Annotated in this window: 18 protein-coding genes and 1 pseudogene; all 19 read left to right on the forward strand. The window is 39.0% G+C overall.

Annotated features, from left to right (window positions below; all coding sequences use genetic code 11):
• The coding region (gene gpr, locus AC1DRF_RS07445) for a GPR endopeptidase (protein ID WP_477740514.1) at positions 1-663 on the forward strand (663 nt) is incomplete at its 5' end.
• Positions 664-747: 84 nt separating this feature from the next.
• A complete protein-coding gene (locus tag AC1DRF_RS07450; RefSeq protein WP_013085063.1) occupies positions 748-1,083 on the forward strand; it encodes a DUF3679 domain-containing protein in 336 nt (111 codons plus the stop codon).
• A 128-nt stretch (positions 1,084-1,211) separates the two neighbouring features.
• Positions 1,212-3,035 (forward strand): translation elongation factor 4, encoded by a 1,824-nt coding sequence (gene lepA, locus AC1DRF_RS07455; RefSeq protein WP_013059246.1) that lies wholly within the window; start codon positions 1,212-1,214, stop codon positions 3,033-3,035.
• A gap of 175 nt (positions 3,036-3,210) precedes the next feature.
• Complete coding sequence (hemW, locus tag AC1DRF_RS07460) at positions 3,211-4,350, forward strand: radical SAM family heme chaperone HemW (protein ID WP_097824613.1); 1,140 nt, start codon at positions 3,211-3,213, stop codon at positions 4,348-4,350.
• 91 nt (positions 4,351-4,441) lie between these two features.
• Positions 4,442-5,470 carry a heat-inducible transcriptional repressor HrcA gene (gene hrcA, locus AC1DRF_RS07465; protein ID WP_043976185.1) on the forward strand — a complete coding sequence of 343 codons (1,029 nt, stop codon included), beginning with the start codon at positions 4,442-4,444 and terminating at the stop codon, positions 5,468-5,470.
• Positions 5,471-5,575: 105 nt separating this feature from the next.
• Positions 5,576-6,136 (forward strand): nucleotide exchange factor GrpE, encoded by a 561-nt coding sequence (gene grpE / locus AC1DRF_RS07470; protein ID WP_013059243.1) that lies wholly within the window; start codon positions 5,576-5,578, stop codon positions 6,134-6,136.
• 30 nt (positions 6,137-6,166) lie between these two features.
• Complete coding sequence (dnaK, locus tag AC1DRF_RS07475; RefSeq protein WP_013059242.1) at positions 6,167-7,984, forward strand: molecular chaperone DnaK; 1,818 nt, start codon at positions 6,167-6,169, stop codon at positions 7,982-7,984.
• Between the two features lie 235 nt (positions 7,985-8,219).
• Complete coding sequence (gene dnaJ / locus AC1DRF_RS07480) at positions 8,220-9,350, forward strand: molecular chaperone DnaJ (RefSeq protein WP_013059241.1); 1,131 nt, start codon at positions 8,220-8,222, stop codon at positions 9,348-9,350.
• A 117-nt stretch (positions 9,351-9,467) separates the two neighbouring features.
• On the forward strand, positions 9,468-10,409 hold the full coding sequence (gene prmA, locus AC1DRF_RS07485) for a 50S ribosomal protein L11 methyltransferase (protein WP_013085059.1): 942 nt from the start codon (positions 9,468-9,470) through the stop codon (positions 10,407-10,409).
• A gap of 19 nt (positions 10,410-10,428) precedes the next feature.
• On the forward strand, positions 10,429-11,181 hold the full coding sequence (locus AC1DRF_RS07490; RefSeq protein ID WP_427075305.1) for a 16S rRNA (uracil(1498)-N(3))-methyltransferase: 753 nt from the start codon (positions 10,429-10,431) through the stop codon (positions 11,179-11,181).
• Between the two features lie 5 nt (positions 11,182-11,186).
• Positions 11,187-12,545, forward strand: a complete 1,359-nt coding sequence (gene mtaB / locus AC1DRF_RS07495) for a tRNA (N(6)-L-threonylcarbamoyladenosine(37)-C(2))-methylthiotransferase MtaB (protein WP_097824612.1) — start codon at positions 11,187-11,189, stop codon at positions 12,543-12,545.
• A 226-nt stretch (positions 12,546-12,771) separates the two neighbouring features.
• Entirely contained in the window at positions 12,772-12,945 is a 174-nt protein-coding gene (gene rpsU, locus AC1DRF_RS07500; RefSeq protein ID WP_013059237.1) for a 30S ribosomal protein S21, read from the forward strand.
• A 15-nt stretch (positions 12,946-12,960) separates the two neighbouring features.
• Positions 12,961-13,404: a GatB/YqeY domain-containing protein gene (locus AC1DRF_RS07505; protein WP_013059236.1), complete on the forward strand. Its 444-nt coding sequence runs from the start codon at positions 12,961-12,963 to the stop codon at positions 13,402-13,404.
• A 178-nt stretch (positions 13,405-13,582) separates the two neighbouring features.
• Positions 13,583-14,914 carry an NfeD family protein gene (locus tag AC1DRF_RS07510; RefSeq protein WP_427075304.1) on the forward strand — a complete coding sequence of 444 codons (1,332 nt, stop codon included), beginning with the start codon at positions 13,583-13,585 and terminating at the stop codon, positions 14,912-14,914.
• Entirely contained in the window at positions 14,914-15,897 is a 984-nt protein-coding gene (floA, locus tag AC1DRF_RS07515) for a flotillin-like protein FloA (RefSeq protein WP_013059234.1), read from the forward strand. The genes AC1DRF_RS07510 and floA overlap by 1 nt, the downstream gene beginning before the upstream one ends.
• Before the next feature lie 31 nt (positions 15,898-15,928).
• On the forward strand, positions 15,929-16,390 hold the full coding sequence (locus tag AC1DRF_RS07520) for a hypothetical protein (RefSeq protein WP_043976190.1): 462 nt from the start codon (positions 15,929-15,931) through the stop codon (positions 16,388-16,390).
• 59 nt (positions 16,391-16,449) lie between these two features.
• Entirely contained in the window at positions 16,450-16,734 is a 285-nt protein-coding gene (yqfC, locus tag AC1DRF_RS07525; RefSeq protein ID WP_013059232.1) for a sporulation protein YqfC, read from the forward strand.
• A gap of 16 nt (positions 16,735-16,750) precedes the next feature.
• Positions 16,751-17,938 (forward strand): sporulation protein YqfD, encoded by a 1,188-nt coding sequence (gene yqfD, locus AC1DRF_RS07530; protein WP_477740515.1) that lies wholly within the window; start codon positions 16,751-16,753, stop codon positions 17,936-17,938.
• A 3-nt stretch (positions 17,939-17,941) separates the two neighbouring features.
• A pseudogene (locus tag AC1DRF_RS07535) lies at positions 17,942-18,110 on the forward strand (PhoH family protein); the annotation flags it as partial.

Consider the following 18,110-nt stretch of genomic DNA (forward strand, 5'->3'; position numbering starts at 1 on the left):
GTGCAAGATGGCTTTAGACCCGTTAGCGCCATTGTCCCGGGAGTAATGGGAATGACGGGTATTGAGACAAGTGATATTATCTTTGGCGTTGTAAAGAAAGTGAATCCAAATTTTATCATTGCAATCGACGCGCTGGCCGCTCGTTCGATTGAACGGGTAAATGCGACCATTCAAATTTCAGATTCAGGTATTCATCCGGGGTCTGGGGTTGGAAACAAACGCAAAGAAATCAGTTATGAAACACTTGGCATTCCAGTTATTGCAATAGGTATTCCAACGGTGGTGGATGCTGTTTCCATTACAAGCGATACAATTGACTTTATCTTAAAACATTTTGGCCGAGAAATGAAAGAGCAGGGAAAGCCGTCTAAGTCGCTGCTTCCGTCTGGTATGACGTTTGGAGAAAAAAAGAAGCTCACGGAGGATGATTTACCTAATGAAGAGCAGCGTCAAACGTATCTCGGTATGATTGGCACCCTTCCCGATGAAGAAAAAAGACGTCTTATTCATGAAGTGCTTGCACCTTTAGGCCATAATTTGATGGTTACGCCAAAAGAAGTGGATATGTTTATTGAAGATATGGCTAATGTAGTTGCAGGAGGACTTAACGCTGCTTTGCATCATGAAGTGGATCAAGAGAACTTTGGAGCATATACTCATTAATACGCTTTTAGATGAATGAGTTCTTCACAATATAGTCATAATGGTTAGTACTACAGAAGATAAAGAAGTAAGGGGCCTAATAATATGATTAAATTTACTTTAAAATCAGTAGTGCTAACCATTTTTTTACTGTGCATTGTATTTTTAGGGATGCAGACGGCTCAGCAAGGGTTGATTAAAATGAAGGGATATAATGATCCTTCGATTGAACATGTTATTAATGTTTCTAAAACGTCAGACGGTCAGGTGGAAGCGGCTGTTTTAGGTTCAAAAAAAGTCGTGAATATTGACGAAAAACAGCAGTTTCTAGAAAAACGAAAGGCTTTTAACTTTTTCTCCTCGCTAGGTCAAAGTTTAGCGGAAGGCGTGAAAAGTACAATAGGAAAAGCTTTTAAGGCTATCCATCATCTTCTTAATTAAAAGCAGAATCTCTTTCTGCTTTTTTGTATGGAAAAATCCCCAATGGAATGCTTATTGAATGTTGACGAATGTGTTGTTATAATTTAGTTTAGTGTATTTTGCCGATTTTCAGTAGGAGTGAAAAAAATATGGATAGAGAAGCAAGATTGAAACGACAATCGAAAATCAGAAACTTTTCGATTATTGCTCATATAGACCACGGTAAGTCAACATTAGCAGACCGTATTTTAGAAAAAACAAATGCGTTAACACAGCGAGAAATGAAAGCTCAGCTTTTAGATTCGATGGATTTGGAACGTGAACGTGGAATTACCATTAAATTAAATGCTGTGCAGCTTCAATACAAAGCAAAAGATGGAGAAGAGTATACTTTTCATTTAATTGATACACCGGGACACGTCGATTTTACATATGAAGTGTCGCGAAGTTTAGCTGCGTGTGAAGGTGCAATTCTAGTAGTAGATGCAGCTCAAGGTATTGAAGCTCAAACACTAGCAAACGTGTATTTAGCACTTGATAACAACCTTGAAATTTTACCTGTTATTAATAAGATTGACCTGCCGAGTGCAGAGCCAGAGCGAGTGCGCCAAGAAGTTGAAGACGTAATTGGATTAGATGCGTCGGAAGCTGTATTAGCTTCAGCTAAAGCAGGAATTGGTATCGAAGAAATTTTAGAACAAATTGTTGAAAAAGTTCCTGCTCCTGAAGGGGATCCAGATGCACCGCTTCAAGCACTAATCTTTGATTCATTTTATGATGCATACAGAGGTGTAGTTGCATCTATTCGTATCGTACAGGGACGAGTAAAAGTAGGCGACAAAATTAAAATGATGGCAACAGGAAAAGAGTTTGAGGTAACGGAGCTAGGTGTGTTAACGCCAAAAGCCGTTGCTAAAGATGAACTTTCTGTTGGCGACGTAGGGTTTTTAACAGCAGCTATTAAAAACGTTGGAGATACGCGAGTAGGGGACACGATTACACTTGCTAAAAATGGAGCAAGTGAACCTCTTCCTGGTTATCGTCGTCTGAATCCAATGGTATACTGCGGACTGTATCCAATTGATACAGCAAAGTATAACGATCTTCGTGAAGCACTAGAAAAGTTAGAGCTAAATGACTCTGCACTTCAGTTTGAACCAGAGACGTCTCAGGCCTTAGGGTTTGGTTTCCGCTGTGGATTCTTAGGGTTGCTTCACATGGAAATTATCCAAGAGCGTATTGAACGCGAATTTAAAATTGATTTAATTACAACAGCTCCAAGCGTTATTTATGACGTGTATTTAACAGACGAGACTCATCTGTCTGTAGATAATCCGTCTAATATGCCGGACCCACAAAAGATTGAACGTGTGGAAGAACCGTATGTAAAGGCAACGATGATGGTACCAAACGATTATGTAGGTGCTGTGATGGAGCTTTGTCAGAAGAAGCGAGGCAACTTTATTGATATGCAGTACTTGGATGCTAATCGCGTGAGTATTGTATATGAAATTCCACTAGCTGAAATTGTATATGATTTCTTTGATCAATTAAAATCAAATACAAAAGGCTATGCTTCGTTTGATTACGAGCTTATTGGATATCAGCCTTCGAAGCTTGTGAAGATGGATATTCTCTTAAACGGCGAAACGGTCGATGCACTGTCCTTTATCGTACACAGAGATTCGGCGTACGATCGTGGTAAAGTCATTGTAGAAAAGCTTAAAGAGCTTATTCCACGTCAACAGTTCGAAGTGCCTATTCAAGCGGCAATCGGTCAAAAAATCGTTGCGCGCTCAACAATTAAAGCCATTCGTAAAAACGTTTTAGCAAAATGTTACGGAGGAGATATCTCTCGTAAACGTAAACTTCTTGAAAAACAAAAAGAAGGTAAAAAACGTATGAAGCAGGTCGGTTCTGTTGAAGTACCGCAGGAAGCATTCATGGCTGTGCTTCGCATGGACGAAGATTAATAGCTGAAATTCTATTATTTAACATGTCAAATTAGTTTTGAAAATCAAGCTAATCTGATACGATAGTAAAGAGTTTTGAGCGCTGTAAATAAGTGTGAACAAACATAGATAAAAATACCGCAGAGAGACTCTGCGGTATTTTTATCATTTATAAATGTGATTGAGGTGGAAGTCCATGGTGAAGGCAGCATATCTGCATATCCCGTTTTGTCATCATATTTGTCACTATTGTGACTTTAATAAAGTGTTTTTCAAAAATCAGCCCGTTATGCCGTATTTGGAAAGCATGCGAGAAGAAATGAAACAAACAGTTGAACGTTATCCAACGACCAATTTAAACACGATATTCGTTGGGGGCGGAACGCCCACAGCCTTAGATGAACAGCAGCTGGAGTATTTTTTAGAATCGATTCGTATGTACCTCCCTTATGACGAAAAAGGTGAGTTTACATTTGAAGCGAATCCGAATGAATTGACAAAAGAAAAGCTTCAGCTTCTCCATGATTATGGTGTGAATCGTTTAAGCATTGGTGTACAAACGTTTAATGAAAGATTATTGGAGAAAATTGGACGTGTGCATTCAAACAGACAGGTATTTGATTGTGTTGAGCAAGCGAGAAAGATTGGAATGTCGAATATAAGCTTAGACTTAATTTATAGCCTGCCGGAGCAAACGGTAGCTGATTTCTCTTCGACGCTTCAAACGGCTTTTTCATTAGAGGTAGAGCATATGTCTGCCTATTCGTTGATTATTGAACCTAAAACGGTATTTTATAATTTAATGAACAAAGGGAAGCTGCCTCTGCCTGCTCAAGAAGAAGAAGCAGCTATGTATGAGCTGCTCATGAAAGAAATGGACAAACAAGGTTTTCATCAATATGAAATCAGTAATTTCGCAAAGCCAGGCTACGAGAGTATTCATAATTTAACATATTGGAACAACGACGATTATTACGGAATTGGCGCAGGCGCACATAGCTATATAGACGGAATAAGACGAGCAAATATTGGACCGTTAAAAAAGTACATTGATTCGGTCAAGCAAAACGGAAATGCATATCTCAATGAAGTGAGCGTGACCGAGGCTGAAAAAATGGAAGAAGAAATGTTTTTGGGCCTTCGTAAAACGAAGGGAGTCTCAAAAGAGGAGTTTAAGAAAAAATTCAATCGAGAATTAAAAGATGTATTTGGAGAACCTATTCAAGAATACAAAGAGAAAGGACTTTTGGGCGAAGACAATAGCTCAGTCTTTTTAACACACAATGGTCGATTTTTGGGGAATGAAGTTTTTCAAGCCTTTATTGGGATAATCTAATATCAAATCGTTGACATCGCTATAGTGATTTGGTAATTTATTATTAGATTTAGCACTCAGAGTTTTAGAGTGCTAACAGAGGTGATGAAGCGTGCTTACTGATCGACAGTTATTAATTTTACAAGTCATTATTGATGATTTCATTCGATCTGCGCAGCCGGTAGGCTCTCGAACATTATCTAAGAAAGAAGAGTTTAATTTTAGTTCGGCTACGATTCGTAATGAGATGTCAGACCTAGAAGAACTTGGATTTATTGAAAAAACTCATACTTCTTCAGGGCGCGTTCCGTCTGAGAAAGGTTATCGTTATTATGTTGATCATCTAGTGTCCCCGGAGCACTTGAAAGCAAGCGACGTTTCCACGGTACGTTCGGTATTCGCTGAACGCATTGTAGAACTGGAGCAGCTCGTTCAAAAGTCAGCGCAAATTTTATCTGATTTAACGAGTTTAACGTCTATTGTGCTAGGACCAAAAGCGGTCAGCCATAAGTTAAAACAGCTGCAGATTTTACCTTTAACGGCTCAGTCAGCTGTTGCCATTATTGTGACCGATACAGGACACGTTGAAAGTCGGACGATTACGCTGCCGAGCAGTATTCAACCTTCCGATATTGAAAAAATGGTTAACATTTTAAACGAAAAGCTCATCGGCGTTCGCATTACTGATTTACATGATAAAATGTACAAAGAAGTAGCGACGCTCTTAAAAAGCCACATTCAAGGATATGAGCAGACGATGGATATACTCAATGATGCATTAAAGCTCAACATGAATGGCAAATTAGTAGTTGGCGGCAAAACGAATATGTTTGCTCAGCCGGAATTTCATGATCTTAATAAAATTCGCGGGCTGTTTAACATTATTGAACATGAACAGCAGTTTTATAAGCTGTTAAGCCCAAATGAGGCTGGCATACATGTGAAAATCGGTCATGAAAATAAATTGAATGAAATGGTAGGGTGCAGCTTAATTACAGCTAGTTATTCCTTTGGTCACGAACAGCTTGGTACAATTGCTATACTGGGACCGACCCGCATGGAATATGCGCGTGTGATTAGTTTGCTTACGCTGCTGTCATCAGATATGTCTCAAGTGTTAACAAACTTGTATAAAGAATAAAGGAATCGGGTGGAATATATTACTTCCATCCTTTCCCTGTGATAAAATAAAAAACGTTGTTTAAAATGTGAAAATGTGTGTAAACATTTAAGGGAGGTGAATGAATTGTCAAACGAAAAGCAAGTAGAAGAACAAAACGAAGAAGTGGTTGAAGAAGTTCAAACAGACTCTGCTGAAGCAACTGAAGCTGAAGTGTCTGAGGAAGTAAACCCTCTTCAACAAGAAAATGATCAATTAAAGCAACAGCTTGAAGAAGAAGAGAATCGCTACTTACGTCTACAAGCTGATTTCGATAATTTCCGTCGTCGTTCACGTCTCGATGCAGAAGCTGCTCAAAAATACCGTGCTCAATCATTAGTTTCGGATATTTTACCAGCACTTGATAACTTTGAACGTGCATTACAAGTTAACACAGCGGATGAACAAACTAAATCCGTGCTGCAAGGTGTAGAAATGGTATACCGTCAATTAGTAGAGGCACTTCAAAAAGAAGGTGTTGAAGCAATTGAATCAGTCGGGAAAACATTCGATCCATACGAGCATCAAGCAGTGATGCAAGTAGAAGACGATGAATACGAACCGAACACAGTAGTAGAAGAGCTTCAAAAAGGTTACAAATTAAAAGATAAAATCATCCGCCCTGCGATGGTTAAAGTGAATCAATAACACTACATATTATGAAGGAGGTCATTGTCAATGAGTAAGATCATTGGTATCGATTTAGGTACAACTAACTCTTGTGTCGCTGTATTAGAAGGCGGCGAACCAAAAGTAATTCCAAATCCAGAAGGAAACCGTACAACGCCATCAGTTGTGGCATTCAAAAACGGTGAGCGTCAAGTTGGGGAAGTAGCGAAACGTCAAGCTATTACAAACCCTAACACAATTATTTCAGTTAAACGTCATATGGGTACAGACCATAAGGTTGAAGCAGAAGGCAAGCAATACACGCCTCAAGAAATGTCAGCTATCATTCTTCAACATTTAAAAGGGTATGCTGAAGAGTATTTAGGTGAGCCTGTAACAAAAGCTGTTATCACAGTTCCTGCTTACTTTAATGATGCTGAGCGTCAAGCAACAAAAGATGCTGGTAAAATTGCTGGTTTAGAAGTAGAGCGTATTATTAACGAGCCTACTGCAGCAGCACTTGCATACGGATTAGAAAAAACAGATGAAGATCAAACAGTTTTAGTTTATGACCTTGGTGGCGGTACGTTTGACGTATCTATTCTAGAACTTGGCGACGGCGTATTTGAAGTTCGCGCAACTGCAGGTGACAACCGCCTTGGTGGTGACGACTTTGACCAAGTAATCATCGACTATTTAGTCGCTGAATTCAAAAAAGAAAACGGCGTTGATTTAAGCAAAGATAAAATGGCGCTTCAACGTTTAAAAGATGCGGCTGAAAAAGCGAAAAAAGATTTATCAGGCGTAACATCTACACAAATTTCTTTACCATTTATCACTGCTGGAGAAGCTGGCCCTCTTCACTTAGAGGTATCTTTATCACGTGCTAAATTTGACGAGTTATCAGCAGGCCTTGTAGAGCGTACAATGGCTCCTGTGCGTCAAGCTTTAAAAGATGCAGGCCTTTCTGCAAGCGAACTTGATAAAGTAATCTTAGTTGGTGGTTCAACTCGTATCCCAGCGGTACAAGATGCAATCAAAAAAGAAACTGGTCAAGATCCTCACAAAGGTGTAAACCCTGATGAAGTAGTTGCACTTGGTGCAGCAATTCAAGGTGGCGTATTAACTGGTGATGTAAAAGACGTTGTATTACTAGACGTAACGCCTTTATCACTAGGTATCGAAACAATGGGTGGCGTATTTACAAAGCTAATTGAGCGTAATACGACGATTCCAACAAGTAAATCACAAGTATTCTCAACGGCTGCAGATAGCCAAACGGCTGTAGATATTCATGTTCTTCAAGGTGAGCGTCCAATGTCTGCAGACAACAAAACGCTAGGTCGTTTCCAGTTAACTGATATTCCACCTGCACCTCGCGGAGTACCTCAAATCGAAGTATCATTCGATATTGACAAAAACGGTATCGTAAACGTTCGTGCAAAAGATTTAGGTACAAACAAAGAGCAAGCTATTACAATTAAATCTTCAACAGGTTTATCAGATGACGAAATCGACCGCATGGTAAAAGAAGCGGAAGAAAACGCAGATGCTGATAAGCAACGTAAAGAAGAAGTGGAACTACGCAATGAAGCAGATCAATTAGTGTTTACAACTGAAAAAACACTAAAAGATCTTGAAGGAAAAGTAGAAGAAGCTGAAGTAACAAAAGCTAACGAAGCAAAAGATGCTTTAAAAGCAGCGATTGAAAAGAATGACCTTGAAGAAATCAAAGCGAAAAAAGATGAACTTCAAGAAATCGTTCAAGCGTTAACTGTAAAATTGTATGAGCAAGCTCAACAAGCTCAGCAAGCAGGTGAACAAGGCGCTCAAAATGATGATGTTGTAGATGCAGAGTTTGAAGAAGTAAACGACGACAAAAAATAATGCATCTTGACGACTAACGTGAATGACGCCATGGTGCGATTCACATCTTTTTAAAAAGTCAAAGTCAAGCTTATTTCTTGGCTTTGACTTTTTTAACGTGGAAAAGCGAAAGGGAAAGTTTTTCACTTGGCTCTCTGCGCGTACGGGAGCAATAGAAAGTAACTTTTATGTTGCTATGGAATTATTAATAATGATACAATTACGTTTATGTGAAACGATTCGGGAGTGAGTATTGATGAGTAAGCGAGATTACTATGAAGTACTCGGTATCAGTAAGAGCGCTACCAAAGATGAAATAAAAAAAGCATACCGCAAGCTTTCTAAACAATATCATCCAGATATTAACAAAGCGGAAGATGCTGCTGACAAATTTAAAGAAGTAAAAGAAGCATATGAAGTATTGAGTGATGACCAAAAAAAAGCACAATACGATCAATTTGGTCATACTGATCCAAATCAAGGCTTTGGCGGCTTTGGTGGAGGCGGCTCAGACTTTGGCGGCTTCGGCTTTGAAGATATTTTCAGCTCGATCTTTGGTGGTGGTGGTCGCAGACGTGACCCTAATGCTCCGAGACAAGGTGCCGATTTACAATACACGATGACACTTTCTTTTGAAGAAGCTGTTTTCGGAAAAGAAACAACAATTGAAATTCCACGTGAAGAAACGTGTGAAACATGTCACGGTTCAGGTGCAAAACCTGGAACAAAAGTCGATACATGTTCGCACTGTAATGGTTCAGGTCAGTTAAACGTTGAACAAAACACGCCGTTTGGCCGCGTGGTAAATCGACGTGCATGTCATCATTGTAATGGTACGGGAAAAATCATTAAAGACAAATGTGCAACGTGCCACGGTGACGGTAAAGTAACAAAACGACGTAAAATTAATGTTAAAATTCCAGCTGGTGTAGATGATGGTCAACAGCTGCGCGTAAGTGCTCAAGGAGAACCAGGGGTAAATGGTGGTCCTCCGGGAGATTTATACGTAGTGTTCCACGTGCGCACTCATGAATTCTTTGAACGTGATGGAGACGATATCTACTGCGAAATGCCTTTAACGTTTGCTCAGGCAGCGCTAGGTGATGAAGTAGAAGTACCAACTCTACACGGCAAGGTGAAGTTGAAGATTCCTGCTGGTACACAAACGGGAACGAAATTCCGTTTAAAAGGAAAAGGTGTGGCAAACGTACGAGGATATGGTCAAGGAGATCAGCATATTCACGTTCGAGTTGTAACTCCCACAAAAATATCAGAAAAACAAAAACAATTATTGCGTGAGTTCGCTGAACTGAGCGGTCAAGAAGCCGTTGATGAGCAGCATGATTCCTTTTTTGCAAAGGTAAAACGAGCAATTAAAGGAGAATAATTGTCTTTCATAGTAAACAGAGACAGGTTGGTAAAGGTACTTTGCCAACCTGTCATCTGTCATGTTCATATTTAAAATCCTATATTACTGAAGGCAGAAAGGATGAAGTTGGTAGCAATGAAATGGTCTGAAATTTGTATTCATACAGCGCAAGAAGCAATTGAACCCATCTCTCATATTTTACATGAATCAGGAGCTAGCGGGGTAGTCATTGAAGATCCTGCTGATTTAGTGAAAGACAGAGATACAACTTTTGGTGAAATCTACGATTTAAACGTAGAAGACTACCCAGAAGAAGGTGTAGTGATTAAAGCATATCTTCCAGTTAACAGCTTTTTAGCAGAAACTGTGGATGGTATCAAAAAAGAAATTAATGGACTGCTTGTTTACGACTTTGATTTAGGAGCTAACAAAGTTACGATCAGTGAAGTGAACGAGGAAGAGTGGGCCACTGCTTGGAAAAAATATTACCATCCCGTGAAAATTTCAGAGCGTTTTACGATTGTACCAACTTGGGAAAACTATGAAAAAGTAAGCACAGATGAATTGATTATCGAGCTGGATCCCGGAATGGCTTTTGGGACAGGTACGCATCCAACAACGGTTATGTCTCTTCAAGCATTGGAAAGAACAGTGAAAGCAGGAGATACTGTTATTGACGTGGGTACAGGTTCAGGAGTGCTAAGCATTGGCGCAGCTCTGTTAGGAGCAAGTAATGTACAAGCTCTAGACCTTGATGAAGTAGCCGTCCGTTCTGCTCGCGAAAATATTGAACTGAATCAAGTTGGGAACGTCGTAACAGTAGGTCAAAACAACTTATTGCAAGGTATAGAAGGACCGGTTGACATTGTTGTGGCGAATATTCTAGCTGAAGTAATCGTTCGTTTTGTAGACGATGCTGCAAAGGTGTTAAAGCCAGGAGGCATGTTCATTACATCAGGTATTATTAGTGCGAAAAAAGAAGATGTCAAAAAAGCGTTAACGGGAGCGGGCTTTGTTATTCAAGAAGTAACGCTTATGGAAGACTGGGTAGCAATTATTGCGCAAAAACAAGCTTAACAAGTGAGAAGGTGTCAAGATGCAACGTTATTTTCTGCCAAATGATCAATTTCAAGAGCAAAGTGTCATAGTGACACAGGATGATGCCCATCATATCTCACGCGTCATGAGAATGAATGAAGGATCACAGTTTATTGCCTGTAATGAACAGGGGCAAGCTGCTTTGTGTGAAATTGAAAATATTTCCGCTAACGAAGTGAAAGCATCTATTATAGAATGGATAAGCGAAGAAAAAGAGCTTCCAGTCCATGTTACAATTGTGAACGGTCTGCCTAAAGGGGATAAGCTCGAGCTTATTATCCAAAAAGGGACAGAACTTGGGGCGTATAAGTTTATCCCTTTTATTGCGGCTCGTTCAGTTGTTAAATGGGATGATAAAAAGAGTCAAAAAAAAGTAGATCGCTGGAACAAGATTGCTAAAGAGGCTGCAGAACAATCTCATCGTACGATTGTACCAGCAGTAGAAGCCCCAATTTCTTTTAAAAAGCTATTAGAAATTAGCGGTGACTATACTCATAAAGTTGTAGCCTATGAAGAAAGAGCAAAGCAAGGAGAAACATCTCATCTGCACGCTGTTCTTTCGGCTTTAAAACCGGGCCATTCCGTGCTTGTGGTTGTAGGCCCCGAGGGTGGTTTGACCGAGCAGGAAGTAGAAGTATTAGAAGAAAATGAATTTACAATAAGCGGATTTGGTCCGCGGATTTTACGAGCAGAAACAGCTCCTTTATATGCGCTGTCTGCTATATCTTATCAAACTGAGTTAATGAGGTGATGATTATGTCAACAGTTGCTTTTCACACGCTAGGGTGTAAAGTAAATCACTATGAAACAGAAGCAATTTGGCAATTGTTCAAAGGCCAAGGCTATGAGCGTGTTGAATATGAACAAACTGCCGATGTATATGTAATTAATACATGTACTGTAACAAATACAGGAGATAAAAAAAGCCGTCAAGTTATTCGCAGAGCTGTGCGGAAAAATCCAGATGCGGTTATTTGTGTAACTGGGTGTTATGCTCAAACTTCGCCAGCTGAAATTATGGCCATTCCTGGTGTTGATATCGTAGTAGGTACACAAGATCGCGTTAAGATGCTTGATTATATTGAACAATTTAAAAAAGAGCGTCAGCCGATTAACGGCGTAGGAAACATTATGAAAACACGCGTATATGAAGAGCTAGATGTACCGGCTTTTACAGACCGTACGCGTGCTTCGTTAAAGATTCAAGAAGGCTGTAACAACTTCTGTACATTCTGTATTATTCCATGGGCGCGCGGTTTAATGCGATCTCGTGATCCTAAAGAAGTAGTAGCACAAGCACAGCAGCTAGTGGATGCGGGCTATAAAGAAATCGTGTTAACAGGTATTCACACTGGCGGATACGGAGAAGACATGAAAGATTACAATCTTGCCCAGCTTCTTCGTGATTTAGAGTCTCAAGTAAAAGGATTAAAACGCATTCGTATTTCGTCAATTGAAGCAAGTCAAATTACGGACGAAGTGATTGAGGTACTAGATCAATCAGAAATGGTTGTACGTCATTTGCATATTCCTCTTCAATCAGGTTCAAATACGGTATTGAAGCGCATGCGTCGTAAGTATACAATGGAGTTCTTTGGTGAGCGCTTAAACCGTCTGAAAGAAGCTCTTCCTGGATTAGCGATTACATCAGATGTTATTGTTGGCTTCCCAGGTGAAACAGAAGAAGAGTTTATGGAGACGTATAACTTTATTAAAGAGCACGGTTTTTCAGAGCTTCATGTATTCCCGTATTCTAAACGTACAGGTACGCCAGCAGCTCGTATGACCGACCAAATTGATGAAGAAGTAAAAAATCAACGTGTGCATCATTTAATCGAACTTTCAAATCAATTGGCAAAAGAATATGCTTCAACGTTTGAAGGAGAAGTACTAGAAGTAATTCCGGAAGAAAAATATAAAGAAGATCCTGAAAGTGGTTTATATGTAGGATATACTGATAACTACTTAAAGGTTGTGTTTAAAGCGTCTGAAGAAATGGTTGGAAAGCTTGTAAAAGTGAAAATCTCAAAAGCTGGATATCCTTATAATGAAGGTGAGTTTGTTCGCGTGCTAGATGAGGTTCATCTTCAAGATCAGGTGAAAATGAGCTCATAACACTTATTGGAAAGCTGCGTGTATACGCAGCTTTTTTCATACGTGTAAAAAAGCTGAACGAGTAATGTTTTATCAAGAAAGTTCATAAAATAAAGGGGGAATAACTGCATTACTTTATGTAAAGCGGTTGACCTTAAGGAATCATTATATTATAATTGCAAAAGACATGTCTAACATGTCATTTCATTATGATGTTAGTGGTTTTGTTCGGAGGGAGGGAATTAGAATGTCAAGAACAGTTGTTCGTAAAAACGAATCGCTTGAAGATGCTCTTCGTCGCTTCAAACGTTCAGTTTCAAAAACTGGTACGTTACAAGAAGCAAGAAAGCGCGAATTCTATGAAAAGCCTAGCGTAAAGCGTAAGAAGAAATCTGAAGCTGCTAGAAAACGCAAGTTCTAATAAGAGGGTGGATTTATGAGTCTTCTCGAGCGTTTAAATAGTGATATGAAACAAGCGATGAAAAACAAAGAGAAAGAGAAGCTTGGGGTCATTCGTATGGTCAAAGCATCTCTTCAAAACGAAGCCATTAAGTTAGGAACCGACCTAACTGAAGCAGACGAGTTGACGGTTATTTCTCGCGAATTCAAACAACGTAAAGACTCCCTCCATGAATTTGAGAAAGCAGGTCGTCAAGATCTTGTTGATAAAATTCATTCTGAATTAGCGGTTTTAGAAGTTTACGCTCCTAAACAGCTAACTGAAGAAGAGTTATCTGAAATTATTAAAACGACGATTGAAGAAACGCAGTCTTCCTCTAAAGCTGATATGGGGAAAGTTATGGGAGCGCTTATGCCGAAAGTAAAAGGCAAAGCGGATGGCTCTCTTGTTAATAAGCTTGTCCTTCAACACTTATCATAAAAAACACCTTACCTTGTGTAAGGTGTTTTTTATATGGATAATAATCGAACGTATGTTTTATTTTTCTTGTGCAAAGAATAAAATAGATAAATTTTAAAAAATTTGAAACTATTGTTAAAGTTATTCGTATATACAGATACATGCTCATACTATCTATGGAAGGAGGGAAGTGTATTCGGTGAAAACCTTATTTTCTTTCGTGTGCTTTCTTATCTTAGCCACTGGGTTATTCCCCACTATTAGCACCGCTGACGTGAAGCGTGTACACGTTATTCCTGTAAATAAAACGGTAGAAAATGGACTGCTTTCTTTTCTAAACAGATCCATTAAAGATGCGGAAAATGACGGTGCAGATTTGATTATATTGGACATAGATACTCCTGGAGGAGCTGTAGATGCAGCTTCTGAAATAGCTAAAAGCTTAACCTCAACACCTATTCCTACCGCTGCTTTTGTCGATAAAAAAGCATTATCAGCCGGAGCGTATATTGCACTTAACGCCGATCAAATTTATATGACACCCGGTTCTACAATGGGATCGGCAGCAGTGATTGACCAACAGGGAAATGCCGCAGGAAAAAAAGCTCAGTCCTACTGGTTATCGGCTATGAAGAGCGCAGCAGAACAAAATAACCGAAACCCTAAATATGCAGAAGCGATGGCAAATACCAAGATGGTAATACCTGAGCTCAACTTAAAAGGAAACGAATTGCTGACGCTCACTCCTAAGCAAGCCGAGCAAGTTGGTTATTCAGAAGGGACTGTAAAAAATTTAGACGGTCTCCTAAGCGTACTTGGCTATGAAGATGCTAAACTGACGTATGCGAAAATGAGTGTAAGTGAACAAATTGCTCGTTTTCTTACCCATCCGCTTGTTGTTCCCATTTTATTATCCATTGGTGCTTTAGGAATTGTAATTGAATTGTTTACGCCTTCATTTGGTATTGCGGGCTCTATTGGAATAGCTTCACTTCTTTTATTTTTCTATGGTCATATGGTAGCAGGATTAGCTGGCATGGAAGCGCTCGTTTTATTTATAGCAGGAATTATATTGCTTCTGTTAGAGATTGTAGTACCAGGCGGAGTTTTAGGACTACTAGGACTTGGAGCTATCATTTTAAGTTTTTTTATGTCAACAGATAATAATGTCGAAATGGGAATTTCTCTTGTAATTGCAATAGTGGTGGCACTGGGAGGTGCGTTTGTGATGATGAAATTTTTTAAAAGAAAGCTTACACCTTTCAAAAAAATGGTGCTTAATGATTCACTTAATACTGAATCTGGCTACGTGTCGAATCAAAATCGTTATGAATTAATAGGAAAACAAGGTAAAACAACAACGCCGCTTCGTCCTTCAGGTACCGTGCTCATCGATGAAGAGTATGTGGATGTAGTCACTGAAGGCGGATATTTAGACAAAGATGTGTTAGTAAATATTATAAAAGTAGAGGGATCAAGGGTTGTGGTGCGGAAGCTTACAGAGCCTTTGAAAAAGGAGGACCTTAATTAATGGAAGTAGGTAGCGTATTGTTTTTTGTAGTTATTGGTCTAGCAATTATTGCTTTAGCTGTTTTTTTCACTTTTGTACCGATTATGCTATGGATTTCAGCATTAGCAGCAGGTGTTCGTATTAGTATTTTCACACTGGTCGGAATGAGACTTCGTCGAGTGATACCATCTCGCGTTGTGAACCCGTTAATTAAAGCAAGTAAAGCAGGTTTAGGTATTACCATTAATCAATTAGAAAGCCACTATTTAGCAGGCGGTAACGTTGACCGTGTGGTAAATGCGCTGATTGCAGCGCACCGAGCAAATATTGAGTTAACATTTGAGCGCGGAGCAGCTATCGACTTAGCGGGCCGTGATGTGCTAGAAGCTGTACAAATGAGTGTTAATCCAAAAGTTATTGAAACACCTTTTATTGCAGGGGTGGCTATGGATGGAATCGAAGTCAAAGCAAAAGCTCGAATTACTGTTCGTGCAAACATTGATCGACTAGTAGGGGGAGCTGGAGAAGAAACGATTATTGCCCGTGTTGGCGAGGGGATTGTTTCTACAATCGGTTCGCAAAAAGATCACAAAAAAGTATTGGAAAATCCCGATATGATTTCTCAAACGGTGTTAGGAAAAGGACTGGATTCAGGAACAGCGTTTGAAATCTTATCCATTGATATTGCTGACATCGATATTGGTAAAAATATTGGGGCAGTTCTTCAAACAGACCAAGCGGAAGCAGATAAAAATATTGCACAAGCAAAAGCCGAAGAACGTCGTGCTATGGCCGTTGCTCAAGAACAAGAAATGCGTGCAAAAGTAGAAGAAATGCGTGCAAAAGTAGTAGAAGCAGAAGCAGAAGTACCGTTAGCGATGGCAGAAGCACTGCGCTCTGGCAATATTGGCGTCATGGATTATATGAATATTCAAAACTTGACTGCTGATACGGATATGCGTGATTCAATCGGGAAAATGTCTAAAGAAGACGATGAGAAATAATGAATCAGCTTAACAAGGAGGTTTTCTCCTAATGAATATCGTTGAAACGCTTATTAAACTAATTATTAATAATGCTTTCATTTTTGTCATCATTGGAGGAATTATTTTTAACGTTGTGCAGCGTTTTATGGCTCAGTCAAAAGAGGAAGAACAGCAGCGTTCTAAAAGAGCTCCTATGCCTCCTGTAAACAATCCTTCAAGGCGGGAAAGACCTAGATATCGACCTGTCAAAGAAGAGCCAAAAACAGCTCGTATGGAGCCGGAAACTGTTTCTTCAGCAGAAACAAATCCTTTGCAAGAAAAATTGGAAGAGCTAAAAAATCGTCCGTATCATGAACCATCTATTCAAAAGAAAATCACAGTTGACAAACCAAAAATCACGGGTGAGAAAAACGTTTTTAAGCCCATTTCTCGTAAAGAAGCTGTTCAAGGAGTGATATGGTCCGAAATTCTAGGGCCGCCAAAATCGAAACAACGTAAATATAAACGATAAATAGATGTGATACATTAACCCCCTTTCTCATAAACATGAGATGAAAGGGGGTTCTTTTTATGAGCAAAAAGTGGAGACACCAAATGAAAAGATGGATGACAAAAACAATGGAACTACCCGCTGATGTATTAATGGATCTTCCCCGTATTACGTTAGTTGGACAAATACACATTTATATTGAAAATCATAAAGGTTTATTAGCCTTTTCTGATACTGAAATACGCGTGTTACTAAAACAGGGACAAATGTTAATTCGAGGTGAAGGACTGGTCATTAAAGTAATACTGCCAGAAGAACTGGTTTTAGAAGGTAAAATCAATCAAGTTCTTTATTTAGAACAATAACACAAGGAGGAAAAAAATGAAGAATGGATGGACAAACTTTGTTATTGGTACCGTACGTATTCGAATTGTTGGAAAAGGAATTGAACGTTTTTTAAATAATTGTGTGAGACAACAGATTATGATTTCGAATGTCCATAAAGTTGACGGTCAGCTAGCGACAGCAACGATATTATTGAAAGATGTAAAAAAAATTCGTATACTAATTCGCAACGCAGATTGTAAAATTTATTTTATAAGAGGCAGAGGTTTTCCTTTTTTAACAAAACGAGTGATCAAAAATAGTGGATTTGCTTTAGGTTTTCTTTCTTTTTTTATTATTCTTGGTTTGCTTTCCAACATGGTGTGGAAAGTGGAAATTAGCGGTGCAGAACCACAAACAGAACATCAAATGACTAAGCAGCTTGCCAAAATAGGTGTAAAAAGAGGAGAGTTTCAATTTCTGTTAGAGAGTCCTGAAAAAATTCAGCGCTATTTAACAGATAATATGAACAATATTACCTGGGTGGGAGTAGAAGTGCGCGGCACTTCTTATCACTTCCAAGTGGTTGAAAAAAATGAGCCCAAGCCTCAGCAAAAAACACCTTACCAACATTTAATTGCTAAAAAGAAAGCCATTATTACGAATTTGTTTGTCGAAAAAGGACAACCTTTAGTCAAGGTTAATGATTTTGTCAACGAAGGCGAGGTCCTAGTTTCCGGTATTATTGGAAACGAAAAAAATAAAAAAGTAGTAGCTGCTAAAGRGAAAGTCTACGGTGAAACATGGTATAAGTCTGAGGTGGAAGTGCCTTTAAAAACTGATTTTCAGGTATTAACGGGTAATGGATATACGAAGCACTATTTAGATTTTCAAGCTTTTAAAATGCCTCTTTGGGCTTTTAACAAAGAAAAATACGCCTCAAAGGTGACAGAAAAAGTGGAGCATCCACTCTATTTTTTTAAATGGAAATTACCTCTGTCGTATGAGAAAGTTGCTGTACGAGAAGAACAGAACTCGCAGCGCGTCTATTCTAAACAAGAGGCGGTGGAAAAAGCTTTGGAAATCGGTCGAAAAAAATTACTATCAACTTTAGGTGAGGATGCTAAAATAAAAGGTGAAAAAGTTTTGCACCAAGAACAGGACAATGGTAAAGTTAGATTATCAATACATTACCAAGTTATAGAAAATATTGCGAACACTCAACCAATTATTCAAGGAGATTGATGAATGTCAGAACAGCTAGTAACAATTAACGTACAACTTGATGATTCAAATGAAGCCATTTCATTATTTGGCGTACAAGATGCGAATTTAAAGCGAATTGAAGAAGAAATGCAGGTCTCTATCATATCAAGAGGTGAGACTGTTGTAGTCTCCGGAAGTACAGAAAATGTTC

The organism is Priestia sp. P5_B4 (genome assembly GCF_056400385.1).